Source organism: Cupriavidus necator (assembly GCF_040578825.1).
Taxonomy (GTDB): domain Bacteria; phylum Pseudomonadota; class Gammaproteobacteria; order Burkholderiales; family Burkholderiaceae; genus Cupriavidus; species Cupriavidus necator_E.
Map to the genome: position 1 here is coordinate 1 of NZ_JBEFLI010000002.1, position 25058 is coordinate 25058.

25 protein-coding genes and 1 tRNA gene are annotated in these 25058 nt (G+C 68.4%); 10 read left to right on the forward strand and 16 right to left on the reverse strand.

All coding sequences use genetic code 11. The features are described from left to right. Nucleotides 1–1023, forward strand: a 1023-nt coding sequence (locus AB1I47_RS01325; protein WP_354681981.1) for a DUF72 domain-containing protein, incomplete at its 5' end; no start/stop codon positions are given. Nucleotides 1024–1029: 6 nt separating this feature from the next. On the opposite strand, the gene msrA is transcribed toward AB1I47_RS01325, so the two are convergent. The 5 genes from msrA to AB1I47_RS01350 all read right to left on the reverse strand — a co-directional run bounded on the left by msrA (nucleotide 1030) and on the right by AB1I47_RS01350 (nucleotide 6417). After that, nucleotides 1030–1572, reverse strand: a complete 543-nt coding sequence (msrA, locus tag AB1I47_RS01330) for a peptide-methionine (S)-S-oxide reductase MsrA (RefSeq protein ID WP_354681982.1) — start codon at nucleotides 1570–1572, stop codon at nucleotides 1030–1032. Between the two features lie 78 nt (nucleotides 1573–1650). Further along, nucleotides 1651–3189 carry a class I adenylate-forming enzyme family protein gene (locus AB1I47_RS01335; RefSeq protein ID WP_354681983.1) on the reverse strand — a complete coding sequence of 513 codons (1539 nt, stop codon included), beginning with the start codon at nucleotides 3187–3189 and terminating at the stop codon, nucleotides 1651–1653. Next, nucleotides 3186–4439: an acyl-CoA dehydrogenase family protein gene (locus tag AB1I47_RS01340; protein ID WP_354681984.1), complete on the reverse strand. Its 1254-nt coding sequence runs from the start codon at nucleotides 4437–4439 to the stop codon at nucleotides 3186–3188. Before AB1I47_RS01340 ends, AB1I47_RS01335 begins: the two co-directional genes overlap by 4 nt. Nucleotides 4440–4522: 83 nt before the next feature. After that, nucleotides 4523–5350 (reverse strand): alpha/beta fold hydrolase, encoded by an 828-nt coding sequence (locus AB1I47_RS01345; protein WP_354681985.1) that lies wholly within the window; start codon nucleotides 5348–5350, stop codon nucleotides 4523–4525. Continuing rightward, nucleotides 5347–6417 (reverse strand): 2,5-dihydroxypyridine 5,6-dioxygenase NicX family protein, encoded by a 1071-nt coding sequence (locus tag AB1I47_RS01350; RefSeq protein WP_354681986.1) that lies wholly within the window; start codon nucleotides 6415–6417, stop codon nucleotides 5347–5349. Before AB1I47_RS01350 ends, AB1I47_RS01345 begins: the two co-directional genes overlap by 4 nt. Nucleotides 6418–6574: 157 nt before the next feature. On the opposite strand from AB1I47_RS01350, the gene AB1I47_RS01355 reads away from it, so the two are divergent. Beyond that, on the forward strand, nucleotides 6575–7135 hold the full coding sequence (locus AB1I47_RS01355; protein WP_354681987.1) for a flavin reductase family protein: 561 nt from the start codon (nucleotides 6575–6577) through the stop codon (nucleotides 7133–7135). Nucleotides 7136–7151: 16 nt separating this feature from the next. Beyond that, nucleotides 7152–7628 carry a MarR family winged helix-turn-helix transcriptional regulator gene (locus tag AB1I47_RS01360; protein ID WP_354681988.1) on the forward strand — a complete coding sequence of 159 codons (477 nt, stop codon included), beginning with the start codon at nucleotides 7152–7154 and terminating at the stop codon, nucleotides 7626–7628. Here AB1I47_RS01360 and AB1I47_RS01365 read toward each other — a convergent pair. Next, a complete protein-coding gene (locus AB1I47_RS01365; protein WP_354681989.1) occupies nucleotides 7625–8110 on the reverse strand; it encodes an Lrp/AsnC family transcriptional regulator in 486 nt (161 codons plus the stop codon). The two genes, AB1I47_RS01360 and AB1I47_RS01365, sit on opposite strands and share 4 nt — an antisense overlap. Before the next feature lie 158 nt (nucleotides 8111–8268). Between AB1I47_RS01365 and kynB the strand changes: the two genes are divergently transcribed. Genes kynB through kynA form a run of 3 tightly spaced genes read left to right on the forward strand, consistent with a single transcriptional unit; the run spans nucleotide 8269 to nucleotide 11111 of the window. Further along, nucleotides 8269–8919: an arylformamidase gene (gene kynB, locus AB1I47_RS01370; protein WP_354681990.1), complete on the forward strand. Its 651-nt coding sequence runs from the start codon at nucleotides 8269–8271 to the stop codon at nucleotides 8917–8919. A 36-nt stretch (nucleotides 8920–8955) separates the two neighbouring features. Further along, nucleotides 8956–10212 carry a kynureninase gene (gene kynU, locus AB1I47_RS01375; protein WP_354681991.1) on the forward strand — a complete coding sequence of 419 codons (1257 nt, stop codon included), beginning with the start codon at nucleotides 8956–8958 and terminating at the stop codon, nucleotides 10210–10212. 14 nt (nucleotides 10213–10226) lie between these two features. Then, the gene (gene kynA / locus AB1I47_RS01380) at nucleotides 10227–11111 is read left to right on the forward strand and encodes a tryptophan 2,3-dioxygenase (protein ID WP_354681992.1); all 885 of its coding nucleotides are present in this window, start codon (nucleotides 10227–10229) and stop codon (nucleotides 11109–11111) included. A 19-nt stretch (nucleotides 11112–11130) separates the two neighbouring features. Here kynA and AB1I47_RS01385 read toward each other — a convergent pair whose 3' ends face one another. Beyond that, nucleotides 11131–11940 carry an IclR family transcriptional regulator gene (locus AB1I47_RS01385; protein ID WP_354681993.1) on the reverse strand — a complete coding sequence of 270 codons (810 nt, stop codon included), beginning with the start codon at nucleotides 11938–11940 and terminating at the stop codon, nucleotides 11131–11133. A gap of 248 nt (nucleotides 11941–12188) precedes the next feature. Between AB1I47_RS01385 and AB1I47_RS01390 the strand changes: the two genes are divergently transcribed. Next, nucleotides 12189–13382 (forward strand): acyl-CoA dehydrogenase, encoded by a 1194-nt coding sequence (locus AB1I47_RS01390; protein WP_354681994.1) that lies wholly within the window; start codon nucleotides 12189–12191, stop codon nucleotides 13380–13382. A 161-nt stretch (nucleotides 13383–13543) separates the two neighbouring features. Here AB1I47_RS01390 and AB1I47_RS01395 read toward each other — a convergent pair whose 3' ends face one another. Next, nucleotides 13544–14182: a peroxiredoxin gene (locus tag AB1I47_RS01395; RefSeq protein ID WP_354681995.1), complete on the reverse strand. Its 639-nt coding sequence runs from the start codon at nucleotides 14180–14182 to the stop codon at nucleotides 13544–13546. Between the two features lie 260 nt (nucleotides 14183–14442). Here AB1I47_RS01395 and AB1I47_RS01400 point away from each other — a divergent pair, with 260 nt between their 5' ends. The 3 genes from AB1I47_RS01400 to AB1I47_RS01410 all read left to right on the forward strand — a co-directional run bounded on the left by AB1I47_RS01400 (nucleotide 14443) and on the right by AB1I47_RS01410 (nucleotide 15910). Next, a complete protein-coding gene (locus AB1I47_RS01400) occupies nucleotides 14443–14769 on the forward strand; it encodes an ElaB/YgaM/YqjD family protein (RefSeq protein ID WP_010813729.1) in 327 nt (108 codons plus the stop codon). Between the two features lie 209 nt (nucleotides 14770–14978). Further along, complete coding sequence (locus tag AB1I47_RS01405; RefSeq protein WP_354682201.1) at nucleotides 14979–15359, forward strand: phage holin family protein; 381 nt, start codon at nucleotides 14979–14981, stop codon at nucleotides 15357–15359. Then, nucleotides 15356–15910, forward strand: a complete 555-nt coding sequence (locus tag AB1I47_RS01410) for a DUF3318 domain-containing protein (protein ID WP_354681996.1) — start codon at nucleotides 15356–15358, stop codon at nucleotides 15908–15910. The genes AB1I47_RS01405 and AB1I47_RS01410 overlap by 4 nt, the downstream gene beginning before the upstream one ends. A gap of 30 nt (nucleotides 15911–15940) precedes the next feature. Here the strand turns inward: AB1I47_RS01410 and AB1I47_RS01415 are convergent, their stop codons facing one another. From AB1I47_RS01415 to tolA, 8 genes are all read right to left on the reverse strand, one after another. Continuing rightward, nucleotides 15941–18766 (reverse strand): EAL domain-containing protein, encoded by a 2826-nt coding sequence (locus tag AB1I47_RS01415; RefSeq protein ID WP_354681997.1) that lies wholly within the window; start codon nucleotides 18764–18766, stop codon nucleotides 15941–15943. Between the two features lie 229 nt (nucleotides 18767–18995). Continuing rightward, a tRNA-Lys gene (locus AB1I47_RS01420) sits at nucleotides 18996–19071 on the reverse strand. A 58-nt stretch (nucleotides 19072–19129) separates the two neighbouring features. After that, entirely contained in the window at nucleotides 19130–20245 is a 1116-nt protein-coding gene (locus AB1I47_RS01425; protein WP_354681998.1) for a YeeE/YedE family protein, read from the reverse strand. A gap of 52 nt (nucleotides 20246–20297) precedes the next feature. After that, nucleotides 20298–20981, reverse strand: a complete 684-nt coding sequence (gene queC / locus AB1I47_RS01430) for a 7-cyano-7-deazaguanine synthase QueC (protein ID WP_354681999.1) — start codon at nucleotides 20979–20981, stop codon at nucleotides 20298–20300. A gap of 119 nt (nucleotides 20982–21100) precedes the next feature. Continuing rightward, complete coding sequence (gene ybgF, locus AB1I47_RS01435; RefSeq protein ID WP_354682000.1) at nucleotides 21101–21859, reverse strand: tol-pal system protein YbgF; 759 nt, start codon at nucleotides 21857–21859, stop codon at nucleotides 21101–21103. Between the two features lie 17 nt (nucleotides 21860–21876). Continuing rightward, the gene (gene pal / locus AB1I47_RS01440) at nucleotides 21877–22389 is read right to left on the reverse strand and encodes a peptidoglycan-associated lipoprotein Pal (RefSeq protein ID WP_354682001.1); all 513 of its coding nucleotides are present in this window, start codon (nucleotides 22387–22389) and stop codon (nucleotides 21877–21879) included. Between the two features lie 15 nt (nucleotides 22390–22404). After that, nucleotides 22405–23778 carry a Tol-Pal system beta propeller repeat protein TolB gene (gene tolB, locus AB1I47_RS01445; protein WP_354682002.1) on the reverse strand — a complete coding sequence of 458 codons (1374 nt, stop codon included), beginning with the start codon at nucleotides 23776–23778 and terminating at the stop codon, nucleotides 22405–22407. Nucleotides 23779–23998: 220 nt separating this feature from the next. Further along, a complete protein-coding gene (tolA, locus tag AB1I47_RS01450) occupies nucleotides 23999–25057 on the reverse strand; it encodes a cell envelope integrity protein TolA (RefSeq protein WP_354682003.1) in 1059 nt (352 codons plus the stop codon). Between the last annotated feature and the right edge of the window lies 1 nt (nucleotide 25058).

Here is a 25058-nt window from a genome sequence, read left to right on the forward strand (position 1 = left end):
CCGCAGGAACGGCCCGCCTCCCCCGCCGCCCTTCCCTCACCCGCCTCCTCCGGCACACCCGCGCGCGGCACCAGCGTGCAGCCGGCGCACGCCAGCGAAGCGCTGCAGGCGCTGGCCGCGCGCCTGCCCGCCAACCTGTACTTCGGCACCTCTTCCTGGGCCTACCCCGGCTGGAACGGGCTGGTCTATGACGGCGGGTATGGCGACAGCCTGCTGTCGCGCAAGGGACTGGCCGCGTATTCGCGCCACCCGCTGTTGCGCGCCGCCGGCATCGACCGCGGCTTCTACGGGCCGATCCCGCTGGCCGACTACCTGTCCTATGCGGCGCAGGTGCCCGACGACTTCCGCTTCCTGGTCAAGGCGCCAGCCAGCGTCTGCGACGCCTGGCTGCGCGGCTCGGACGGCGCCGGCCGGCTCGCCAATGCGGCCTTCCTGGATGCGGAGATCGCGGTGCGCGATTTCATCGGCCCGGCCACCAGCGGGCTCGGCAGCAAGTGCGGGCCGCTGCTGTTCCAGTTGTCGCCGATGGGGCCGCTTGCCGACAGCGCGGTGTTCCTGGAGCGGCTCGACGCCTTCCTCGGCGCGCTGCCGCCGCTGGATCGGTCGCTGACGCCGCACGCGTGCTACACCGTCGAGCTGCGCGACCCGGCGCTGCTGACGCCGCGCTATATCCGGCTGCTGCGCCGCCATGGCGCGCGCTTCTGCCTGTCGGCGCGCGACCGCCTGCCGCCGGTGCCGCGCCAGGCCGCGGCGCAGGCGCTGATGGACGAGGAAGCGCCCGGGCCGCTGGTGCTGCGCTGGATGCTGCATGCGGGCCGGCCGTACGCATATGCCGAGAAGCGCTATGCGCCCTTCGACCGCATCGTCGACGACGATCCCGGCACGCGCCACGCCATTGCCGACGTGGTCGCGCGCACGCTGCGCGCGGGCCAGCCCGCCATCGTCATCGTCAGCAACAACGCCGAAGGCTGCGCGCCGCTCAGTTGCGCGCGGCTGGCCGAAGCCATCGCCGCGCGCCTGTAAGCCCGGCTAGCGGCGCAGCCTGGCGGCGAACTGCTTGCGGAACTTGGCGAGCTTGGGCGAGATCACGAAGGCGCAGTAACCCGCGCTGGGGTGGTCCTGGAAGTAGTTCTGGTGGCCCTCTTCGGCCCGCCAGTACGGCTGCTCCGGCTCGAGCTGCGTGACGATGGGCGCGTCGAAAGTCTTGGCTGCGGCCAGTTCGCGCATCACGTATTCGGCAGTGGCGCGCTGCGCTTCCGAGTGGGTGAAGATCACCGACCGATACTGCGGCCCCACATCGTTGCCCTGCCGGTCCGGCGTGGTCGGGTCGTGGATGGCGAAGAAGATCTCCAGGATCTCGCGGTAGCTGATCACCGACGGGTCGAAGGTCACGCGCACCACCTCGGCATGGCCGGTATTGCCCTCGCAGACCTGCTGGTAGGTCGGGTGGTCCACATGGCCGCCGGTATAGCCCGACTCCACCGCCACCACGCCGTTGACCTGCTGGTAGACCGCTTCCAGGCACCAGAAGCACCCGCCGCCCAGGGTGGCCGTTTCAAGTCGATGTTCCATTTGCGCCGCTCCGTTGCTGTGGTCTGTGTCGTGTCACGGCCTCAAGCATAAGCGCAGATCGGCGCCCCTGCAGCGGATTCATCCGGGCTCGCGCCGCGCCTCCAGCATCGCCCGCAACTGCGGCTTGAGCACCTTGCCCAGCGCGCTGCGCGGCAGGTCGTCGAGCAGCACCACTTCGCGCGGCAGCTTGAAGCGGGCGATGCGCGCGGCCAGCGCCTCGCGCACCGGCTCGGGCGCCAGCGCGGCGCGCGGCGCGCCCGGCGCCGGAACGATCACCGCCACCGGCACCTCGCCCCAGCGCGCGTCAGCCACGCCCACCACCGCGCATTCCTGCACGCCGGGCAGCCCGACCAGCACGTTCTCGATCTCGGCCGGGTAGATGTTCTCGCCGCCGGAGATGATCATGTCCTTGCTGCGCCCCACTACCTCGATGCAGCCGTCGGCGTCACGGTGCGCCAGGTCGCCGGAACGGAACCAGCCATCGGGCAAGCCGCTGTCGGGCTGCCCCCAATAGCCCGCCATCACATTGGCGCCGCGCACCCACAGCTCGCCGACCTCGCCCCGCGGCACCTCGGCGCCGTCCGGGCCGGCAAGGCGCACCTGGACCTCCGGCTGCGGCCAGCCGGCGTAGCCGGGGCGCGCCATCGCGTCTGCCAGCTTCAGCACCACCGACACCGGGCCGGTCTCGGTCGCGCCATAGACCTGTCCCAGCGGCACGCCGCGCGCGTGGAAGGCCTCGATATACGACAGCGGGATCGTCGACGAGCCCGCCATCACCCCGCGCAACGATGACAGGTCCGCGTCCGGCCAGCCGGGATGCGCCAGCACCGCGCGCAGCGTGGCCGGCACCATCAGCGACAGCGTCGGCCGCGCCCGCGCCACCGCATCGAGCCAGGCGCCCGGCGCGAAGCGGTCGTGCAGCGTCACCTGCGCGCCGGCCAGCAGCGCCGGCAGTGTCTGGATGCACAGCCCGCCGACATGGAACATCGGCAGCACCGACAGCACGTGGTCGTCCGCCGCCATGTCGTGCGCCCACCAGCTCGCGCGCGCATTGGCCAGCAGCCCCGCCTGGGTATGGACCGCGCCCTTGGGCTTGCCGGTGGTGCCCGAGGTGTAGGCCAGCAGCAGCGGCGCGTCGTCGGGCACATGGGGATGCGCGATGCCGTACGGCGCGGGATGGTCGACCACGCGCTCGATCCCCGCCAGCCGGCAGTGGCTGCCGCAGGCTTGCCGCGCCAGCGCCGCGTGCGCGTCGTCGTGGCACAGCAGCGTCAGTTGCGCATGCCCGGCGATCGCCTGCAGCTCCGCCGCGGCAAGCCGGTAGTTCAGCGGCGCGAACATGGCACCGACGCGTGCGCAGGCGAACAGCAGCACCAGTTGCAGTTCGTGGTTCAGGCACAGCGTGCCGACGCGGTCGCCTGGGCGGATGCCCCAGGTCGCGGCCAGATGGGCGCTGGCGCGCTCCACGCGCCGCCACAGCTTGCCGTAACTGAAGGTGCGATCCAGGTAGTGCAGCGCTGGCCGCTGCGGCGTTGCCCTGGCATGCGCCCACAGCATGGCTGGCAGCGTACCGAGCCCGGCGGCGCCGGGACGCGTTTCGCCGTTCTGGCCGCTCATTCGTCGCGCTCGCCGGATTCGTACAGCGTTTCGCGGCCCATGCGGTCCAGGATCAGCTCGGCGGTCCAGGGCAGCATCAGCGCGCCGCAGCGCGAGTCGCGGTAGAGCCGCTCCAGCGGCAGGTCCTTCAGCATCGACTGCCCGCCGCAGGTGCGGAGCGCCAGCCGCGCGATATCGTTGGCGCCCTCCATCACCGTGTAGTGCGCGGCGTACAGGCGCAGCCGCTCGTCCTTGGACGGATTGGGCTTCGCTTCGTGGATCGCGCGCCAGAAGATCGAGCGCATGGTTTCGAGCTGGATGCGCATCTGCGCCACCGCGATCTGCTTGGTCGGGTACATGCGGCGCCTGACCGGCGGCTGGCCGGGCACCTCGCCGCGCAGGTACTGCACGGTAAAGTCGTAGGCGGCCTGCGCCACGCCGAGATAGGTCGGCGACAGCGTGAAGAACATCGCCGGCCAGGTCTGCGCGGCGCGGTAGTAGACGCCACGCGGCATCAGCTGCTCGTGGTCGGGCACGAACACGTCGTTGAGCAGCAGCGTGCGCGACACCGTGCCGCGCATGCCCATGGGGTCCCACTCGCCGGTCACGGTCAGTCCTTCCGCCTTGCCCGGCACCGCGATGTAGAGCGTATCGCGCATATCGGGATGGTGGTCACCGCGGTCTTCTGTACAGAGGATGCCGTAGTAGTCAGCCGCGCCCGACAGCGAGGCGAAGATCTTGCGCCCGTTCAGCACCCAGCCGCCGTCGACCTTGCGCGCGCTGGTGCCGAACGGCGCCTTGCCCGCGGCGGCGGCCGAGCCTTCCGAGAACGGCTGCGCATAGACCGCGCCGTCGCGCACCACGCGGGCGAAATGCAGTTCGCGCCGGGCATCGTGCTCGGCGCGCTGCTCTGGCGTCATGTCGATGCCGTCGGACAGCATGCCGGTCCACATGGTCGAGCAGATATGCATGTTGTACGTCAGCGCCGTCGCGCCGCAGAAGCGGCCGATCTCCGCCCCAACCATGCAGTAGGTGGCAAAGTCGGCGCCCTCGCCGCCGAACGCTTCGGGCACGCACAGCGCCAGCAGGCCGGCGTCGCGCAGGTCGTCATAGTTGGCGAACGGGAAGCTCGCCTCGCGGTCCCAGGTGGCCGCGCGCCCGGCGAACCGTTCGCGGCCGAGGCGGTTCGCCAGCGTCAGCAGGCGGGCCTGGCGCGGGGTGAAGTCCGCCGTACCGACGGCGGGGATGAAGTCGAGCTGGCCGGATGGCATGTCGCAGTCTCCTTTGCGCCGGGTGCGGGGCGGCGCTGTCGTTGTTCTGGTGTTGCGTAGATGGATGCCGGGCGCTGCGGCGCTCAGCGCAGCGGGAAATGCCGGCGCAGGAAGTCGAGCACCGCGTCGTTGAACGGCGCGGGCCGCTCCATGCAGGCCAGGTGGCCGACATCGGGCAGGCAGCGGTATTCGGCGCCGGGGATGCGCTGCGCCATGCGCGCCATCACCTCGGGCGAGGCATTGGTATCGTGCTGGCCAGCCAGCGCCAGCACCGGCACCGCGATGCGCGGCAGCGCGTCGCGCTGGTTGAAGCGCACCAGCGCGCCCAGTGCGGCCCGGTAGGTGGGCGCGGGCACCGCCGCCATCACCGACGTGGCGAAGGCCACCGCATCGGGCCCGGCATCGGGCGCCACCATCGTGCGCACCAGCCCGGCGGCCATCTCGGCCATGGTCTTGCCGGCGTCCAGCGGCGCGGTGCGCGCGGCGATGAATTCGCGCTGCCACGGCCCGTCGCCCTTGCCGAAGGCGGGCGAGGTGCCGGACAGCACCATGCCGTCGATCAGCGCGGGCGTGGCGGCATACGCCTGTTGCGCCACCATGCCGCCCATGCTGTGGCCGAGCAGCACCACGCGGCGGCCGGCGTCGCGCTCCTCCGCCAGCAGCGGCGCCAACGCGCGGGCCAGGCCATCGAAGTCGTAGGGATCGATCGGCGCGCTGTCGCCATAGCCGGGCATGTCCCACGCCAGCGCGCGGTAGCCGGCCTGCGCCAGCGCCTCGCCCTGCGCGGGCCACGCGGCCTTGCCGCCGCCGATGCCGTGCAGCATCACCACCGCTACCGGGCCGTCGCCCCAGGCAAGGGTGGCGATACCGTTGGCGTGGCGCTGCGTCGTCGCGGAGGCGGGCGCGCTCATGCCGCCACCTCCACCAGCGTGCCCGCCTCGACCTCATTGCGCCCGTCGAGCGACACCGTGCAGTTGCGCAGCGGCAGGTCGAAGTGGCCCAGCGTATGGCGCCCCGCCATCTCGTTGGCGCCGGTCGAGAACAGGAAATTGCCGGCGAACGCGCGCAGCTCGGTGCCGTTGCAGTCGCGCTTGTCGTAGAAGGTCATCGCGTCCCAGCGCGCCAGCCGGTTCAGGCCCCAGCCCACGTGCGACACCGCATACGCGTCGCGCGTGCCTTCGCGGTCGGCCCAGGCCTGGTAGTAGCCGCGCATCATGTCGGCATCGACGCCCTGCCCTTCGAGGCCGACGATATAGTCGTCCTCGATATGGCAGACCACGGTATCGCGCAGGTAGGTCTTGAAGGTCAGGTTGACGTCGCCCGGCGCCAGCACCAGCGTGCCGTTGACCTGCCGCCTGGCGGGAAACGCCAGGCACAGCCCGCCGGGCCAGTGCGACACCTGCCCGGGCTTGTTGCAGTAACCCCAGACGCCGCCCACGCGCGCGTCAGCCAGGCCAATGCGCAGCTCGGTGCCGGCGGCCGAATGCACGCGCATCTCGCGCGCGCCGCGCAGCCGCTTCATCGCGGCGCGCACCGCGCCTTCCAGCGCTGCGTCGGGCTGGCAGCGTTCCAGGATCTCGGGGTGTTCGTTGCTGATCATCAGCAGCCGCGGCACGACGCCGTCGGCGCCACGCAGGATCCGCGGCAACTCCGGCGCATGCAGCAGGCCCTCCACCGTGCAGTCCAGCACGAGGTGGCAGCGCGACAGCGCCGCAATGACCGGGGCCAGTTCCTGGAGCGCGTCGCTGGCGCCGGTGGAGCGCACCGGCGCGGGTGCGCTGAGCGCCGGCGTCGGCACCTGGATGCGCACCGGGGTCGCGCCCAGCGACTGCACCGCCAGCTCGGCCAAGGCCACGTTGACAGGGCGGGATTGCGACTCCGTTACAATTCCCACGACTTCGCCGCCCTTGAGGGCACAGAGTTCCAGGGTGCGCCGGAACGCCGCCAGCCAGCGGTGTTCGATCTGCTCGATGAGCATGACTTGTCTCCGTTTGTTCTTGTCGCGGCGGCAAGCGCCGCGTTGTTTTGTGCGCCAGCCAACGCGTGGGGCGCACCGGGCGCCGCGCCGGGCTTGTACTCGATGCCCCTGGCGCGAATAATATATATGAAATTTCATGAACTCCAGTGGAGCCCCCATGGGCATGCCTGAGGCCCAGCCACGGATCGCCAGCGTTGCCGCCGCCCCCGACTTCGATGCGCAGCATTTCCGCCGCACGCTGTCGCAGTTCGCGACCGGCGTCACGGTGATCACCACGCGCGCCAGCGCCGAGTCCGTGGCGGCGGGTGCGCCGCCGTTCATCGGCATCACCGCCAGCTCGTTCAACTCGGTGTCGCTCGATCCGCCGCTGGTGCTGTGGAGCATGGCCACGCGCGCCAACAGCCTGCCGATGTTCCGCGACGGCACGCACTACATCATCAACGTGCTGTCGGCCTCGCAGCTCGACCTGTGCCAGCGCTTCGCCACGCTCAAGGGCGACCGCTTCGCCGGCGTCGACTACCGGCTGTCGGCCACCGGCCTGCCGATCCTGTCCAATGCGCTGGCGTGGTTCGAATGCCACAACCGCAGCCGCTACGACGAGGGCGACCACGTGATCTTTGTGGGCGAGGTGGAGCGCTGCGGCGTGCTCGAGGCTGGCGACGGCCCGCTGGTGTTCCAGGGCGGGGAGTTCTCCACCACCATCCCGCTCGAGCCCTGAGCGGCACCGGCCCATCATGGCTGAACAGTCTGCGCAGGCAACCCTGCCCTCGCCCCTCCCTGCAGAGCCTTTCGTCGATGGCTATCTGGCCTATCTGCTGGCCCGCGCCAGCCACCTGATCTCGGGCGAATTCCACCGCGAGGTCGAAGCCAGCGGATTGTCGGTGCCGGCGTGGCGCGTGCTGGCGACGCTGGCCGACCGGCCCGACTGCACCATCGGCACGCTGGCCGAAATCACGCTGACCAAGCAGCCCACACTGACCAAGCTGGTCGACCGCATGGCCGCCGAGGGGCTGGTCAGGCGCCGCGCCGGCAAGGCCGACCGCCGCCAGGCGCTGATCTCGATCACCCCGCGCGGGCGCGCGCTGGCGCAGCCGCTGCTGCAACGCGCCGCCGACCATGAGCGCGCGGTGCTGGACGATTTCGGGCCGCAACAGGGCGCGCTGCTCAAGGAAACGCTGCGCCAGCTGATCGCCTTGCACACCGCGCGTTAGGCTTCCTCTGCTCCGGCCTTCAGGATCGCCAGCGGCGAGCTGTCGGTCTTGATCCGCTGCAGCACGATATTCGAGCGGATATCCATCACGCCCTTGGTACGGTACAGCCGGTTCACGATGAAATCCGAGTAGTGCTTCAGGTTGCGCGCCTGCACCCGCAGGATGTAGTTGCTGTCGCCAGTGATGATGTAGGCCGACAGCACTTCCGGCCACGACTGCACCGCGGCGATAAAAGTGTCGTGCCAGCCCTCCACGTCGTGCCGCATCGACACCTGCACGATCGCCTCCAGCTCCAGTCCGAGCTGCTCGGCATCGAACCACGCGCGGTAGCCGCCGATCACCCCTGACTCTTCCAGCAGCCGCACGCGGCGCAGGCACGCCGACGGCGACAGCGCCACGCGGTCAGCCAGGTCCTGGTTGCTGATGCGGCCGTTCTCCTGCAGGCACGCCAGGATGCGCAGATCGATAGGATCGAGATTCATTCGAATTTCCTGCGATGAAGATTGGATTATTCGCATTTTATGCGAAAGATGGCCCCGCCGACGGTCCATTTCGCAAGCCTCTTCCCGGCGATTTTGACTATGATTTCCGACATCGAGGCAGACAACGACGGCGCTTGGCAAAGCCGCCGCGCACCCATATGACCGCCCCCAATCAAGACCCGCGCCGGCTGTGGGACATCAGCCCCCCGCTCTCCCCCGCCACCCCGGTCTGGCCCGGCGACACGCCGTTCCAGCAGCAGGCCGCCTGGCAGATGGACGAGCATTGCCCGGTCAATGTCGGCCGCATCACGCTGTCGCCGCATACCGGCGCCCATGCCGACGCGCCGCTGCACTACGCCGCCGACGGCGCGCCGATCGGCGCGGTGCCGCTGACGCCCTACCTCGGTACCTGCCGCGTGATCCATTGCATCGGCACGTCGCCGCTGGTGGAGCCGCGCCATCTGGCACACGCGCTGGCTGGCCTGCCGCCGCGCGTGCTGCTGCGCACCTACCGGCAAGCACCGCTGGCGCAGTGGGATCCGGGCTTCTGCGCGGTCGCCGCCGACACCATCGCGCTGCTGGCCGCGCACGGCGTGCAGCTCGTCGGCATCGACACGCCTTCGCTCGATCCGCAGGAATCCAAGACCATGGACGCGCACAACGCCGTGCGCCGGCACGGCCTCGCCATCCTCGAAGGCATCGTGCTCGATGAGGTCGCCGAGGGCGACTACGAACTGATCGCGCTGCCGCTGCGCTTTGCCGGCCTCGACGCCAGCCCGGTGCGCGCGGTGCTGCGCAGCCTGGCCTGAGCGCCGCCACGAACAACCATGACAACGCATCACGACATGACAACCACTGACCGCGAGCAATGTATCCGGCTCGATGAGCAAGACCCGCTGCGCCCGCTGCGCGACCAGTTCGCGCTGCCCGAGGGCGTGATCTACCTCGATGGCAACTCGCTTGGCGCCCGTCCGCGCGCCGCCGCCGCCCGCGCCGCCCAGGTGGTGGCCGACGAATGGGGCGAGGGCCTGATCCGCAGCTGGAACACCGCCGGCTGGTTCGAGCTGCCGCAACGGCTCGGCAACAAGCTCGCCCCGCTGGTGGGTGCCGGCCAGGATGAAGTGGTGGTCACCGACACCACCTCGATCAACCTGTTCAAGGTGCTGGCCGCGGCGCTGCGCGTGCAGCAGACGCGCGACCCGGCGCGCAAGGTGATCGTGTCGGAAGCCAGCAACTTCCCGACCGACCTGTATATCGCCCAGGGCCTGGCCGACCTGCTGCAGCAGGGCTATTCGCTGCGGCTGGTCAACTCGCCGGCCGAGCTCGATCAAGCCGTCGGCGCGGACACCGCCGTGCTGATGCTCACGCACGTCAACTACAAGACCGGCGAGATGCTCGACATGGCCGCGCTGACCGAGCTCGCCCACGCGCGCGGCGCGCTGACGGTGTGGGACCTGTGCCACTCCGCCGGCGCGGTGCCGGTCAACCTGAAGGCGGCCGGCGCCGACTACGCCATCGGCTGCACCTACAAGTACCTGAACGGCGGCCCGGGCTCGCCCGCCTTCGTCTGGGTCGCGCCGGCGCTGCGCGACGCCTTCTGGCAGCCGCTGTCGGGCTGGTGGGGCCATGCCGCGCCGTTCGCGATGGCGCCGCAATACCGCCCGGTCGACGGCGTGCGCCGCTTCCTGTGCGGCACGCAGCCGGTGACTTCGCTGGCGATGGTCGAGTGCGGGCTGGATATCTTCGCCCAGACGACGATGCAGGTGCTGCGCGCCAAGTCACTGCTGCTGACCGACCTGTTCATCGAACTGGTGGAGTCGCGCTGCGGCCACCACCCGCTGACGCTGGTGACGCCGCGCGAGCACGCGCGCCGCGGCAGCCAGATCAGCCTGGAACACCCGGACGGCTATGCGCTGGTGCAGGCTCTGATCGAGCGCGGCGTGATTGGCGACTACCGCGAGCCGCGCATCGCCCGCTTCGGCTTCACGCCGCTGTACACCAGCTTCACCGAGGTGTGGGATGCTGTTGAGATCCTGCGCGATGTGCTGGACAGCGGCGTCTATCGCGACGCGCGCTTCCAGACGCGCGGCCAGGTGACGTGATTCGGGAGCGCATCATGAGTGAAATCAAGGGATGCCCCTTCTCCGGTGCCGCCAGCGAGGCAGGCACGAGCGCACAGGGCGATAGCTGGCACGGTGCGCAGATGGATTTCGCCAGGGACATGAGCTATGGCGACTATCTCGGCCTGGACCAGATCCTGAACGCGCAGCATCCGCTGTCGCCGGACCACAACGAGATGCTGTTTATCGTGCAGCACCAGACCACCGAGCTGTGGATGAAGCTGATGCTGCACGAGCTGCGTGCCGCGCGCGAGTCGGTCAAGTCCGACAGCCTGCCGCCGGCGTTCAAGATGCTGACGCGGGTGTCGCGCATCATGGACCAGCTGGTGCAGGCCTGGAACGTGCTGGCGACGATGACGCCGCCGGAGTATTCGGCGATGCGGCCCTACCTGGGGATGTCGTCGGGCTTCCAGTCGTACCAGTACCGCGAGATCGAATTCATCCTCGGCAACAAGAACGCGGCCATGCTGAAGCCGCATGCGCATCGGCCGGAGCACCTGGCGCTGGTGGAAACCGCGCTGAAGACGCCGTCGCTGTATGACGAGGCGATCCGGCTGATGGCGCGGCGTGGCTTCGCTATCGATGCGGATTGCGTCGAGCGGGACTGGACGAAGCCGACTGCGTACAACGCTTCGGTCGAGGCGGCGTGGCTGGAGGTGTATCGCAATCCGGACGCGCACTGGGAGCTGTACGAGCTCGGCGAGAAGTTCGTCGACCTGGAAGACGCGTTCCGGCAATGGCGCTTCCGGCATGTGACCACGGTCGAGCGGGTGATCGGCTTCAAGCGCGGCACCGGCGGCACCGAGGGCGTCAGCTATCTGCGCAAGATGCTGGATGTGGTGTTGTTCCCGGAGCTCTGGAAGCTGCGGACCGATCTTTGATCGGCGTCCGGGCCCGGCATCACCCCGCCGGGTCCGACAACCTCGCCGCCAGCGCCCGCAGCGCCGGCGCCAGCGTCTGGTGGAACACCGCCTCCTCCACCGCTCCATAGGACGCACTGCAGCTCAGCATGTGCAGCTCCTTCTCCCCCACTGGCCGGAAGGCCACCGCGCAGGCGTGAATCGCCGGATGCCAGTCGCGGAACGACGCGGCGTAGCCGCGCTGCTGGGCCTGCGCCACCGCCGCGCGCGTCGCCGCCTCCTGCTGCTTCCACTGCTCCGGGAATGCCTGGCTGAATTCGGTCATCACGCGCTCGCGCCGCGCGGCTGGCAGTGCGGCCAGGTAGGCGCGTCCCATCGAACTGGACACCAGCGAGAGCCGCGACCCCACCCCGAGCCCCAGCATCACGCCGGCGTCATTGCGGATCGATTCCAGGTAGATCACCTCCATGCGCTCGCGCTTGCCGAGCGAAACCGACACGCCATACGACTGCGCGAACGCCAGCATATGTGGCCGCGCCAGCGCCACCACATCGGAGGCCGACAGGTAGGCATAGCCCAGCGCCAGCACGCCCGCATCGAGCGCGTACTTGCCCAGGCTTTCGTCATAGCGCAGGTAGCCAAGCTGCACCAGCGTGCCGGCCAGCCGGCTTACCGTGGCCTTGGGGAAGCCGGTGCGCCGCACGAAGTCCTGGTTGCCCAGCATCGCCTCGCCGGTGCGGAAGCAGCGCAGCAGCTCCAGTCCGCGTGCCAGCGCGGTGACGAAATTGGGATCGCTCTCGCGCACCGGGGTGGGCGCAGCGGCATCGGCCGAAAGTGCCGGATTGGTCATGGCGGTTCCTGTCAAAGGTCTGCGGGGTGTCCGCTCATCGCACAAGGCATGGGTGGGGGCGGGTTTTGCCTGTTGCACGGCAAACCCGTTGCGATATACTAACTCAACGGAACAATGTTCCGCAATGCGGAACCAAAAATCATCCGCGACCGTCACAGAACCCGTCATGATTTCCGGAAACACCGGCGTGCAAAGTGGCCACTGGCCCTGCCCCGATGCTTCCTCCCGTGCTACCGAAGGAGACCTGCATGGCTGCCAACGCCGAATTCCACTGGGCCGACCCCCTGCTGCTGGACCAGCAACTGAGCGCCGACGAACGCATGATCCGCGACGCCGCGGCGGCGTACTGCCAGGACAAGCTGATGCCGCGCGTGCTGCAGTCGTTCCGCAACGAGAAGACCGACGTGGAGATCTTCCGCGAGATGGGCGAGCTGGGCCTGCTCGGTCCGACCATCCCCGAGCAATACGGCGGCCCGGGCCTGAACTACGTCAGCTACGGCCTGATCGCGCGCGAAGTCGAGCGCGTCGATTCTGGCTATCGCTCGATGATGAGCGTGCAGTCGTCGCTGGTGATGGTGCCGATCTTTGAATTCGGCACCGAAGCGCAAAAGCAGAAGTACCTGCCCAAGCTGGCGACCGGCGAGTGGATCGGCTGCTTCGGCCTGACCGAGCCCAACCACGGCTCCGATCCGGGCTCGATGGTCACCCGCGCGAAGAAGGTTGACGGCGGCTACGAGCTGACCGGCGCCAAGATGTGGATCACCAACTCGCCGATCGCCGACGTGTTCGTGGTCTGGGCCAAGCTGCAAGGCGATAACGGCAAGGACGAGATCCGCGGCTTTATCCTGGAAAAGGGCTGGAAGGGCCTGTCGGCACCGGCCATCCACGGCAAGGTCGGCCTGCGCACCTCGATCACCGGCGAAATCGTGCTGGACCAGGTGTTCGTGCCGGAAGAGAACATCATGCCGGGCGTCAGCGGCCTGAAGGGCCCGTTCACCTGCCTGAATTCGGCCCGCTACGGCATCGCCTGGGGCGCGCTGGGCGCCGCCGAGTTCTGCTGGCACACCGCGCGCCAGTACACGCTGGACCGCAAGCAGTTCGGCCGCCCGCTGGCCGCCACGCAACTCGTGCAGAAAAAGCTTGCCGACATGCAGACCGAGATCACGCTGGGCCTGCAAGGCTGCCTGCGCCTGGGCCGGATGAAGGACGAAGGCACTGCCGCGGTCGAGATCACCTCGATCATGAAGCGCAATTCGTGCGGCAAGTCGCTGGATATCGCCCGCGTCGCGCGCGACATGCTGGGCGGCAACGGTATCTCCGACGAGTTCGGCGTGATCCGTCACGTGGTCAACCTCGAAGTGGTCAACACCTACGAGGGCACGCACGACATCCATGCGCTGATTCTGGGCCGCGCCCAGACCGGCATCCAGGCCTTCTTCTGATCGGCCTGACCGCCGTCCACGCCTTACGGACAGGTTCTCCGCCATAAAAAGGCCCGGCTGCGAAGCCGGGCCAAGCACACTACCAAGGAGACGACGAGGCTGCCCCCGTCGATAAAACACCTGTCGCTCACGCCGGCCCCGCCTTCACGCGGGGCCGCGTTTCATTTGTTCGGTTGCGGCGTGAGGCGCAGGTACGGCCGCACGGCGTTGTAGCCCTTCGGGAATTTCTCGCGGATCACCGCTTCGTCCTTCAGCGAGGGCACGATCACCACATCGTCGCCGTCCTGCCAGTTGCCCGGCGTGGCCACGCTGTGGTTGTCGGTGAGCTGCAGGGAGTCGATCACGCGCAGGACCTCGTTGAAGTTGCGCCCGGTGCTGGCCGGGTAGGTGATGATCAGCCTCACCTTCTTCTTCGGGTCGATGATGAACAGCGAACGCACCGTCAGGGTCTCGTTCGCATTCGGGTGGATCATGTCGTAGAGCTGCGAGACCTTGCGGTCAGCATCGGCCAGGATCGGGAAATTGACCGTGGTCGACTGGGTCTCGTTGATGTCCCGGATCCAGCCGTGGTGCGACTCCACGCCATCGACCGACAGCGCGATCGCCTTGACGCCGCGCCGGGCGAACTCTTCCTTCAGCTTTGCGGTCAGCCCCAGTTCGGTGGTGCACACCGGCGTGTAGTCGGCCGGGTGCGAGAACAGCACGCCCCAGCTATCGCCTAGCCACTCATGGAAGCGGATGCGGCCTTCGCTCGAATCCTGCTCGAAGTCCGGTGCGATATCGCCAAGACGCAGTGCCATGCTCTGTTCTCCAGTGGAATTTCAGGGTGGAACCAGCGTAACCGGATTGATATCCAACCCAAACGAATATAAAGTCACTACAAAATCACTCGAAGTCATAAAGACATTTTCTGACATTCCTCACGCCGGCTTTACGGCATGCTGTCAACATCGGACGTCGCAGTTTGCTGCTTCCGGTCACGTGGCCTTGAAACCACGGCCGCTCGCCACATATGCTAAGTAACAGACAAACAATTGCCGTTAGCCTCGGAGCATAGAAAATGTCAGAATCCGCACAAACCGAACCAACCGCCCGCAAACAGGAGAAACTGATGAGCGATGTCAAGACCGTTCTGTCCGACGCCGAAGAACTGCTTAAGCAAGCGGCTTCGACCACCGGCGAAAAGGCCGCCGAACTGCGCGAGCGCGGCATGGGTCTGCTCAAGCAAGCCAAAGAAAAGGCCCAGGACCTGCAGGATGCCGTCGTGACCAAGAGCAAGGCTGCGGCACGCGCCACCGACGACTACGTGCATGACCACCCGTGGCGCGCCGTGGGCGTAGCCGCCGGCGTCGGCCTGCTGATCGGTCTGCTGCTGAACCGCAAGTAAGCACTGCTGCAGAAGCGCTGCAAGCCAGCGCCTGAAGTCCCGACGCGGCAAGCTGGTGCCGCGTCTGAGCGGCGACCCGCGCCAACACGCGGGTCGCCAGTGGCCCGGGAGCCCGCACATCGGCGCCGCACCCGGCCCCGCCCGCAGGAGGCGCGCCTGGCCATGCCGGCGCGCCGCTTTCACGCCGGAGCCGCATGAGCGAAACCCGCATGAGCGAATCTACCCCTTCCCCCAAATTCCTGGAATCCGTGCGCAACCTCCTCAATTCGGTGGTTGCGATGGTACAGACCCGCCTGGAGCTTGCCAGCGTCGAGTTTGCCGAGGAGCGCTCGCGCCTGATGAAGATCGCGCTGATGGCCCTGGTCGGCCTCGCCTTTTTCGGACTCGGGCTGATCACCCTCACCGCGCTGATCGCCATCCTGTTCTGGGATACCTACCGCTGGCAGGCGCTGGGAACGCTGACGGTGCTCTACCTGCTGCTGAGCACCGGCTGCCTGCTGTATGCACGCAACCTGGTGCGCAACGCCCCGCCGATGTTCGAGGCAACGCTCGCCGAAATCGACAAAGACCGGGAGATCCTGCGCCGATGAGCACCCTGGAACCCGATGACAGCGCGACCGAGCGCACCCGCCGCGAGCCTCTGCGGCCTGTCCGATTCAACCACGAGGTGCGCCTGCCGCTGGACGTGCGCAAGGAATTGCTGCTGACCCGCGCCGCGCTCGAACGCCATGACTGCCTGCAGGCATTGCACGAGGTGCGCGGCGGCGTCCGGCGCCTGGGCACCGTGGCCCACTGGCTGCCGCGCGTGGCACGGCCGGGCTCGTGGATGAAGGTGGTCGGCATGACCAAGGAGTACCCGCTGCTGAGCACGGCGCTGACGCTGGCGCTGCCGCTGGTCAAGCGTACGCCGGTGTTGCGCTGGACCTGGAAGCTGTCCAAGTTTGGCGCGGTCGCCGGCGCGGCGTACTGGGTCTACAACACCTGGCGCGACGCCAGACACCAGGCGGTGCCGCCCGCGATCGTGCCGGCGCCGAAGCCCGTGCCCCCTGTCATGCCAGTCCCCCAGGCCACGCCGCCAAGCACCGGCGACGCGGCCCCGCCCGCCACCGATACGGGCTTTCGCGACCCGCTCGTTCCCTGATCTTCCCTCCGCGCTGGCAGCTCTGGTAACTCAGCCCGCCAGCGCCACCGCCGGCTCATCGCCGGCTGCTGCCGCTGCCGGTGCGAACGGCACCGGCGGCGCCAGGTGGTAGCCCTGCGCCATGTCCACCCCCAGCGCGCGCAGCCGCTCCAGCATCGCCTCGCTCTCGACGAATTCCGCAATGGTCTTCTTGCCCATCGCATGCCCGAGGCGCTGGATCACCTCCACCATCACCGCGTTGACGGGATCGGCCAGCATGTCGCGCACAAAGCTGCCGTCAATCTTCAGGTAGGCTGCCGGCAGGTGCTTCAGGTAAGTGAACGACGACATGCCGGCGCCGAAATCGTCCAGCGCGAAGCTGCAGCCAAGCTGCTGCAGTTGCTGGATGAACGCACCGGCCTGCGCCAGGTTGGCGATCGCCGCCGTTTCCGTGATCTCGAAGCAGATGCCGTCCAGCGCGATGCCGAAGCGCTGCGCCTGCTCGCGGACGAAATCGGGGAAATGGATATCGGCCAGCGACGAGCCTGACAGGTTGATCGCGCAGGTGGCGATCGCGTGCTCGCTGTCCGTACCCGGCAGGGTTGCCTGCCGGTTGCCCTGCCGCCCCGCCAGCGTGAAGAAAGCGGTCTCCACCACCCAGCGGTCGATCATCGGCATCAGGTTATAGCGCTCGCAGGCCGGCACGAACGCCATCGGCGGCACCAGCCGGCCGCGTTCGTCGACCATGCGCAGCAGCAACTCCACGTGGCGCCCTGCGCCCGCCGCGCCGGGCTGCACCGGTACGATCTCCTGCGAGAACAGGCAGAAGCGCCCGGCCGCCAGCGCCGCATGCACGCGGCTGACCCATTCCATCTCGCCGTGGCGCGCCTGCACCACGCTGTCCTGCGGATGGTAGACCTGCACGCGGTTGCGCCCGCCCTCCTTGGCCACGTAGCACGCCGCGTCGGCGGCGCTGAGCGCCTCGGCCACGCCGCCGGTCTGGCCATCCAGCGTGACCAGTCCGATGCTGACGCCGAGCGCGAAGGTGCGCTGGTGATGGGCAAAGCGGAAGCAGGCAATGGCGCAGCGCAGCGCCTCGGCCACGTCCTCGCCGTCGGCGGCGGGGCAGTGCTCCAGCAGGATGCCGAACTCGTCCCCGCCCAGGCGCGCCAGCGTATCGCCGCGGCGCAGCTGGCTGCGCATCACTTCCGCCATCTGGCGGATCAGCTCGTCCCCGGCGGCGTGGCCGCAAGTGTCGTTGACCACCTTGAACTGGTCGAGGTCCAGGTACATCAGCGTGTGCGTGCCGCCTTGGGCCCGCGCCCGCGCGATGGCCGCGCCGAGCCGGCGCTCGAACTCGGCGCGGTTGACCAGCCCCGTCAGCGCATCGTGGCTGGCCTCGTACGCCAGTCGCGCGGCGTGCGCGCGCTCCTGGCTGACATCGTGCAGCACCACCACCACGCCGATCGCCTGCGCGCCGCGGTCGCGGATCAGCGCCACCGAAGGCTTCACCGCCACCACCGGCCCCGGCTGCCCGGACTCGCTGCGCTGCACGAGCTGTGCCGCCTCGCTGTGCCAGCGCTCGCGCAGCGCCAGCGTGACGATATCGGGCAGCGGCGCCTGGCTCTCTTCGTCGCGCAGCACGCACACCTGCGCCAGCGGCAGGCCCCGGGCCTCGGCTTCGGGCCAGCCGGTCAGCGCCTCGGCCGCGGGGTTGAGCGACTGCACGCGCCCCCACACATCGGCCGTCACCACCGCGTCGCCGATGGCCTGCAGCGTGACCTGGGCGCGCTCCTTCGCGGCAAAGAGCTGGGTCTCGTAGCGCTTGTTGTCCGAGATATCGGTCAGCGATCCCGCCATGCGCGCCCGCCGGCGCCCCGCCCCGCGCACCAGCCGGCCGCGCGCGCGCACCCACAGGTAATCGCCGCCGCGGGTGCGCAGCCGGAACTCGGCGTCATAGGGCTCGCCAGTGCGCAGGTGCCGCGACAACTTGTCCTCGAAGGCGACCAGGTCGGACGGATGAAGCAGCCCCATCACGGTCTCGCGCGCATGCGGCAGCTCGTCGGCCTGGTAGCCCAGCATCTGCGCGCAGCGCGGCGAGAAGTACAGCTCGCCGCGGCCCAGGTGCCAGTCCCACAGCCCGTCGTTGCTGCCCTCCACCGCGAGCTGTAGCTGCTCTTCGCGCTGCGCCAGCACTTCGCGCAACAGGCGCTCGCGCCGCAGCGGCCCGTGTGTCAGCAGGATCGCCGACATCAGCAGCGCGGTCGCCATCACCGCGCTGCCGTTGGTCAGCAAGCGCGTGACCCGGCGCGAAGCCTCTCCCAGGTGTTCGGAAAAGGCGCGCTCCAGCGGCGTCAGCCTGGCATCGATGCGGGCGATATTGCGCAGCACGGGCGCCACGCATTCGTCGCCGCAGCCGGGTTGCCCGACCAGCTGACGCAGCGCCAGCGCCTGCTCGTGCAACGCAAAGATCTCCCGGTCGCCGGCGGCCCACACGCGGATCGCGGCATCGACTTCGTGGATATTGCGGAAATTGCGGTAGAGCCGGACCATCCGCGGAATGTCATCGGGATGGTTGCCGCCGGCGAGCAGCCCCTCGCGCACGCGCTCCAGGTCTGGCTCGGGCCGGTCGAGTTCCAGCCGCGCGCGATGGTCGCCCAGCGGAATGGCGATCGCCTCCAGGTACAAGGCAAAGTCCTGCGGGTTGCGGTCCGCGCCATAGCGCAGCAGGTGCAGCACCGCGTTCTTCTGGCCCTTGGACCACTGGCTCTCGCCCGCCACAAACGCGCGCGCGGCCGACAGCAGGTCCAGGCTGGCGATGCTGAACAAGGCCAGCGCGACGACAACCGGAACGAACGGCCAGATAATGCGCAGCACGTGCCCACTGGCCGGCAAGGAAAGGCCTGCTCGCCGCATAGGGACTTGTTCGGGATGATTGAAGGCCATGTCTCCCCGGCCTCTTTCGTGGCACCGCGGCCCAAACGCCACGGTTGTCCCATTGTCCGGTGCGGCCCGGGCTAAGTCTCTACCTCGAACAAGTTAAAGCGAGGGCCCGCGCCAACGCAAAAAGGGCCTGTGGCTTGCGCCACAGGCCCTTCCGAAATGCTGGTGGGTCGTGCGTGACTCGAACACGCGACCAACGGATTAAAAGTCCGCTGCTCTACCGACTGAGCTAACGACCCGAAAAAACAGAACCGCGATTATAGTGACACGTTTCTCGATGTGTCAAGCGTACGACGCTCACGCCATGCGCTCCAGGCGCCATATCTGGTAGCGGAACGCCAGCACGGCCCCTGCCAGGATGCCGGCCAGCGCGATGAACGAGCCGATCGCCAGCGTCGACACGCCCGACAGCCCCTGCCCCACCGTGCAGCCCAGCGCGGTCACGCCGCCCGCACCCATCAGGATACCCCCGACCATATGGTTGGCAACATCCTCGGCGTTGCCGAAGCCTTCCCAGCGGAAAGTGCGCGTGGCCAGCGCATAGACACCAGCACCGGCGATCACGCCGAACACGCTGACGATGCCGATGGTCAGCACCTTGCTCTTGTCGCTGAACATCATCAGCCAGTCCAGCGTATAGGCATACGGGGCGACAAAGCTCAGGCTTTCCATGCGGCCGCTGTTGGTCGACACGAACAGCTCTTCGAGGGTGTTCGGATCTTCCGACACATAGCCGAGATGGCCCGACACGTACCACATCGCCACGATGATCAGGCCGACACCGATGCCGCCGAGCAGGTTATCGAACGAGCGGAAGCCGCGCGCGGCCAGCGCCCATATCACCAGCGCGCCGCCCAGCAGCAGGCCCAGGCCGAGCTGCAGTGCGCCGCGCGCGATACCGGTGCCCTGTGCCAGCACCGACGGCAGGTCCTGCGTGGTGGGCAGCGTCACCGCCACCGTATCGACGGTATTGACGCGGACCACGCCGAACAGCCCGCGCAGCGTCATATAAGCCGACAGCCCCAGGAATACGAACACCACCAGCGACTTCAGGTTGCCCGCGCCGATGCGCACCAGCGTCTTGCTGCCGCAGCCAGAGGCCAGCACCATGCCGAAGCCGAACATCAGCCCGCCGGCCAGCGCCGACAGCCAGCCCAGCTTGCTGGCGGTATAGATGGTCCTGGTCGGATCGACCGCGCCCGCCCAGGCCAGCACGCCGGTGCCGATCATGGCCACGCCGATCGCCAGGCCCCACATGCGCATGCGGTTCCAGTCGCCCATATTGACCACGTCGGAAACCGCGCCCATGGTGCAGAAGTGCGTGCGCTGCAGCACGGCACCGAACAAAAAGGTCAGGACGAAGGTGCTCAGCAGCACGGTGCGCGAGAGCGCGGCGAGATCGATATCGGGCATGTGGGAGGCGAGACGGCTTCCGGCGGTTGTTGTGTCCGGCGAGCGGGCAGGCTTATGCGGCGCCCTGGTAGCGCGTGGGATCGGGCACGCCGGCGGCCTCGAAGCCGGCGCGGCGGATGCGGCACGAATCGCACACGCCGCAGGCGCGGCCTTCTTCGTCGGCCTGGTAGCACGACACCGTCAGGCTGTAGTCCACGCCCAGCCCGATGCCTGCGCGGATGATCTCCGCCTTGGTCATGTCGATGATGGGCGCGTGCACGCGGAAGCGGTCGCCTTCGACGCCCGCCTTGGTGGCGAGGTTGGCCAGCGTCTCATACGCGGCCACGTACTCGGGACGGCAGTCGGGGTAGCCGGAGTAATCGACCGCGTTGGCGCCGAAGAACAGGTCACGCCCGCCGACGGCCTCGGCCCAGCCGAGCGCCAGCGACAGCATGATGGTGTTGCGCGCCGGCACATAGGTCACCGGGATGCCGGTGGAGGCGCCGTCGGTCGGCACGTCCAGCGAATCGTCGGTCAGCGCCGAGCCGCCGAAGCGGCGCAGATCCAGGTCGACGATCTCGTGCCGGGTGGCGCCCAGCGCGGCGGCCACCTGTTTGGCGGCCTCAAGTTCGGACGAATGGCGCTGGCCATAGCGCATCGACAGCGCATAGGTCTCAAAGCCCTGGGCGCGGGCCATGGCGAGTACGGTAGCGGAGTCGAGTCCGCCGGAAAGCAGGACGATGGCGCGTTTGGTCATGATCGGGGGCGCGGTTTGCGACGCGCGGGAGATTCGGGCGAATCGCGTATTCTAGCGCCGGGCAAAGGAAAAGGCCCGCCTGGAAGGCGGGCCTTTAAACGCTGAGGGTGCAAGCACCCCTACTTCAGCGTCTTCAACCGGTTGCTGGCCGCCTGGGCGCCCTCGGTCCCCGGATACTTCGCCACCACCTGCTCCAGCGTCTTGCGCGCGGCCGCCTTCTGGCCGGACTCGAGCTGGTTGTTGGCGATCGCGATCATTGCGTCCGGCACCTTGGGGTGCGTCGGGCTGGCATTGACCATGTTCTGCAGCACCGAGGTGGAGCCCTTGTAGTCGCGCTGCGCGTACAGCGAGTTGCCCAGCCAGTACTGCGCCAGCGGCACGTAAGGGCTCTGCGGGTATTTCTTCAGGAAGGCAGAGAACGAATTCCCGGCGCTCTTGAAGTCGCCCGCCTGGAACTGCTTGAGCGCGGCATCGTATTCGGGCTTCTCGCCCGGCTGCGACAGGCCTTCGCGGCCGTCGACCGTGACCTGCTGCGGCTCGAATTTCTTCAGGCGCGCATCGAGGTCGGCGTAGTAGTCCTTCTGCTGCTTCTGCAGCGTATCCACCGAGTTCTGCAGCACTTCGTTCTGGCCGCGCAGCCGCGCCACTTCCTGGCGCAGGCCCTCGAGCTGGTTCTGCATCTCGAGCTGGGCGCGGCTGTTCTGCTCGATGCGCTGCGTTGCGGTCGCCTGGAAACCGTTGAACTGGTCGCGCAGGCCGATGACCGCGCGGCGCGCCTCGTCATCGTCGAACACTCCGGCATGCGCCTGCGTAAGCGTCAGCATGCCGCCGCCGGCGACGGCGGCGAGCCACAACAGGGTGGAAACGCGTGCTTTCATGGATGGCTATCCGCAGATCAGTAGTTGATGTCCGCGCGGCGGTTTTCCGCCCACGAGGCTTCATCGTGGCCGGTGGCCTTGGGCTTTTCCTTGCCCAGGCTCACGGCTTCCATCTGGCCGTCAGGCACGCCCATCGAAGCCAGCGAACGGCGCACGGCTTCGGCGCGCTTCTGGCCCAGCGCCAGGTTGTACTCACTGGTGCCGCGCTCGTCGGTGTTGCCCTGGATCAGGACCTTGCGGCCCTTGTTGGAACCCAGGTACTTGGCGTGCTCGGTCAGCATGCCCTGGTAGTCAGACTTGACGGTGTAGCTGTCGAAATCGAAGTACACGCTGCGCTTGGCCAGCGGGCTGTTCGGATCGTTCAGCGGATCGGCGGCGGTCACCGGGGTGACAGCGCGCGGATCGGCAGCACCCGCACCGGCCCGGCCTGCGCCGGCATTGGCGGTGTCGTCGAGCTTGACGCCGGAGCTGCAGGCGCCCAAGGCCAGCAGCGCGGCAACGGCAAGGGTTTTGCTCATCAGTTGGGGCATGGTGAATGACTCCTGTTATTGCATGAAAGGACCCCAGGACGGCTCGCGAACATCGCCGGACTGGAGGGACAGAACCTGCCGGGTACGCCCGTCAGTGGACACCGCCGCCAGCACCGCGCGGCCTCCCACGCGGGTGGCATAAAGAATGTACTTGCCGTTGGCGGCAAAGCTCGGGGCCTCGTCGTTGGCCGTATCGGTCAGCGAGGTCACGTCGCCATTGGACAGGTCCTGAAGCTGCAGCTTGAAGCCGCCCGCGCGGGTGATGTACGCCAGGTACTTGCCGTCCGGCGAGACGCGGGGGCTGACGTTGTAGCTGCCCTTGAAGGTGACGCGTTGCGCTGCGCCGCTTTCCTCCCCGGATGCGGGCATGCGGTAGACCTGCGGCGCACCGCCGCGGTCGCTGGTGAAGTAGATGCTGCGGCCGTCGGGCGAGTATTGCGGCTCGGTGTCGATGGCGCTGCTGCGGGTCAGGCGGCGGATGCCGGAGCCGTCCGCATTGACCTGGTAGATCTGGGTATTGCCATCGCGCGACAGCGCCAGTGCCAGGCGCTGGCCGTCAGGCGACCACGACGGCGCGCTGTTGTTGCCCTTCTGGTTGGACACCAGCGTGCGCTTGCCGGAGGCCAGGTCGTGCACGTACACCACCGGCTTCTTGGCCTCGAACGAGACATAGGCCACGCGGCGGCCGTCCGGCGACCACGACGGCGAGATGATCGGCTCGTTGCTGGTCAGCGCCACCTGCGAGTTCTGCCCGTCCGAATCGGAGATCAGCAACTGGTAGCGCCCGCCCACCTTCGACACGTACGACAGGCGCGTGGCAAACACGCCGCGCTCGCCCAGCAGCTTTTCATAGATGTAGTCGGCGATCTTGTGCGCGGTCACGCGCAGCTGGCCCTGGTTGACGGTGAAGGCCAGCCCGCCCAGGCTCTGGCCCTTGACGGTGTCGTACAGGCGGAAACGCACTTCGTACTGGCCGCCGCCGGCCGGGGTCACGCTGCCGGCGACAAAGGCGTCGGCGCCGCGCGACTTCCAGCTGCCGAGGTCGACGTTGGCGGATTCGGCCACCGTGGCGCCGCCCGGATCGACATTGCGCAGGCGGCCGCTGCGCGCCAGGTCGGCGCGGATGATCGCGGTCAGGTTCTGCGGGGACTGGGCTTCGCCCTGGAAGTTTGCGGTGGCCACGGGGATCTGGCTGGAGCCGACCCCGGAGATCTCAACGTTGAGCTGCGCGTGTGCGGCGCCGGCGGCCACCGTCAGCGCCGCGGCCAGCCACGCCATCAGCGCGCGGCGCCCGGCCAGCGGGGGCGCGGAGAATGCGTGTCGCGCGGTGGGTTGAGTTGCGTTGTGCCGCCTCTCGGACAGCCAGTTGGGGGCCCAAAGCTTTCGCATGCTGCTCCTCAGTCGATTTCAAGATTCGTCGGGCACGGCAGGCAATCGGCAATACGGGCAGGCACACGGGGCGTTGCGGCACTGCTGCGCATGGCGCATGCCCTGTATGCGTGCGTACTGCACACTGCCGGCTGCGTCAGGCAACCTGTCATGGTAGCGATAAGACTAAAGCCCGGCGATGAAGGTTGCATTATGTTGCAAATCATGGCACCGGGGCCGCTCAGTCCTTCGGCCGGAAGGTGATGGTGAAGCTGCCGGGCGCCTTGCCATCCTCGTCGCGCGGCAGCGGGTCGGAACGCTCCACCGCGCGCAGCACGGCGTTGTCCCAGCCCGAGTTGCCGCTGGACTTGGACAGCCGCGCCGACATCAGCGAGCCATCCGGCGCCAGCCGCACCGACACTACCGCGGTCGGGTTGCCCGGCACGTCGTCGGTGAAGACGATGTTCGGTTTCACGCGGCGGCGCACGCGGTCGGCATAGCCCGGCGACGCCTTGCCGCCACCGCCGGCACCGGCGCCGGCCGTGCTGCCGACACCGCCGCCGCCCGCACCGCCACCAGCCAATGCCTGCAGGCGTGCCAGCTCGCTCTTGCGCTGTGCATCGGCTGCCGCCTCGCGCTTGGCCTTGGCTTCTGCATCCGCCTTGGCCTTGGCCTTCAACTCGGCATCGGCCTTGGCCTTGGCCTTCGCGTCGGCCTGGGCCCTGGCCTTGGCGTCGGCTTCCCTGCGCTCGGCCTCTTTACGCTCGGCCTCTTTGCGCTCAGCCTCCTTGCGCTCGGCCAGTTCCTTGCGCTGCTGCTCCTGCTGCGCGGCCTTCTTCTTCGCGTCCTCCTTGCGCTCGGCCTCTTTCCGCTCGGCCGCCTTGCGCTCGTCTTCCTTGCGCGCGGCTTCCTTGCGTTCAGCCTCCTTGCGCTCCGCTTCCTTGCGGGCGGCGGCTTCCTTGCGCTCGGCCTCTTCGCGCGCTGCCGCTTCGGCGCGGCGCTTCTGGCGCTCCAGCGCGATATCGGCTTCCTCTTCGACCTTGCTCTTCACCTGGGGCGGCGGCGGCACCGGGCGCGGCTGCACCACCGGCTCCGGCTCGGGCGGCGGCGGAGGTGCCGTGGCGGCGGGGATCTCTTCCCACAGCTCGGCCTCGGCGCCGACCGGGGTGCTGCTCTGCCAGCGCACGCCGTAATACAGCACGGTGGCCAGCAACAGGTGCATGAAGAGCGCAAGCAGGAAGGAACGCAAGGTTCCCCGCTCCTTGACCGGCTGGTAGGGATAGGCGGCGGCGGTCTTCATC

What these genes read in the sequence shown, in the direction of transcription:
- msrA (WP_354681982.1), bottom strand. Translation starts at nt 1,572, where the DNA reads ATGGAACATCGACTTGAAACGGCCACCCTGGGCGGCGGGTGCTTCTGG.
- AB1I47_RS01335 (WP_354681983.1), bottom strand. Translation starts at nt 3,189, where the DNA reads ATGAGCGGCCAGAACGGCGAAACGCGTCCCGGCGCCGCCGGGCTCGGT.
- AB1I47_RS01340 (WP_354681984.1), bottom strand. Translation starts at nt 4,439, where the DNA reads ATGCCATCCGGCCAGCTCGACTTCATCCCCGCCGTCGGTACGGCGGAC.
- AB1I47_RS01345 (WP_354681985.1), bottom strand. Translation starts at nt 5,350, where the DNA reads ATGAGCGCGCCCGCCTCCGCGACGACGCAGCGCCACGCCAACGGTATC.
- AB1I47_RS01350 (WP_354681986.1), bottom strand. Translation starts at nt 6,417, where the DNA reads ATGCTCATCGAGCAGATCGAACACCGCTGGCTGGCGGCGTTCCGGCGC.
- AB1I47_RS01355 (WP_354681987.1), top strand. Translation starts at nt 6,575, where the DNA reads ATGGGCATGCCTGAGGCCCAGCCACGGATCGCCAGCGTTGCCGCCGCC.
- AB1I47_RS01360 (WP_354681988.1), top strand. Translation starts at nt 7,152, where the DNA reads ATGGCTGAACAGTCTGCGCAGGCAACCCTGCCCTCGCCCCTCCCTGCA.
- AB1I47_RS01365 (WP_354681989.1), bottom strand. Translation starts at nt 8,110, where the DNA reads ATGAATCTCGATCCTATCGATCTGCGCATCCTGGCGTGCCTGCAGGAG.
- kynB (WP_354681990.1), top strand. Translation starts at nt 8,269, where the DNA reads ATGACCGCCCCCAATCAAGACCCGCGCCGGCTGTGGGACATCAGCCCC.
- kynU (WP_354681991.1), top strand. Translation starts at nt 8,956, where the DNA reads ATGACAACCACTGACCGCGAGCAATGTATCCGGCTCGATGAGCAAGAC.
- kynA (WP_354681992.1), top strand. Translation starts at nt 10,227, where the DNA reads ATGAGTGAAATCAAGGGATGCCCCTTCTCCGGTGCCGCCAGCGAGGCA.
- AB1I47_RS01385 (WP_354681993.1), bottom strand. Translation starts at nt 11,940, where the DNA reads ATGACCAATCCGGCACTTTCGGCCGATGCCGCTGCGCCCACCCCGGTG.
- AB1I47_RS01390 (WP_354681994.1), top strand. Translation starts at nt 12,189, where the DNA reads ATGGCTGCCAACGCCGAATTCCACTGGGCCGACCCCCTGCTGCTGGAC.
- AB1I47_RS01395 (WP_354681995.1), bottom strand. Translation starts at nt 14,182, where the DNA reads ATGGCACTGCGTCTTGGCGATATCGCACCGGACTTCGAGCAGGATTCG.
- AB1I47_RS01400 (WP_010813729.1), top strand. Translation starts at nt 14,443, where the DNA reads ATGTCAGAATCCGCACAAACCGAACCAACCGCCCGCAAACAGGAGAAA.
- AB1I47_RS01405 (WP_354682201.1), top strand. Translation starts at nt 14,979, where the DNA reads ATGAGCGAATCTACCCCTTCCCCCAAATTCCTGGAATCCGTGCGCAAC.
- AB1I47_RS01410 (WP_354681996.1), top strand. Translation starts at nt 15,356, where the DNA reads ATGAGCACCCTGGAACCCGATGACAGCGCGACCGAGCGCACCCGCCGC.
- AB1I47_RS01425 (WP_354681998.1), bottom strand. Translation starts at nt 20,245, where the DNA reads ATGCCCGATATCGATCTCGCCGCGCTCTCGCGCACCGTGCTGCTGAGC.
- queC (WP_354681999.1), bottom strand. Translation starts at nt 20,981, where the DNA reads ATGACCAAACGCGCCATCGTCCTGCTTTCCGGCGGACTCGACTCCGCT.
- ybgF (WP_354682000.1), bottom strand. Translation starts at nt 21,859, where the DNA reads ATGAAAGCACGCGTTTCCACCCTGTTGTGGCTCGCCGCCGTCGCCGGC.
- pal (WP_354682001.1), bottom strand. Translation starts at nt 22,389, where the DNA reads ATGCCCCAACTGATGAGCAAAACCCTTGCCGTTGCCGCGCTGCTGGCC.
- tolB (WP_354682002.1), bottom strand. Translation starts at nt 23,778, where the DNA reads ATGCGAAAGCTTTGGGCCCCCAACTGGCTGTCCGAGAGGCGGCACAAC.
- tolA (WP_354682003.1), bottom strand. Translation starts at nt 25,057, where the DNA reads ATGAAGACCGCCGCCGCCTATCCCTACCAGCCGGTCAAGGAGCGGGGA.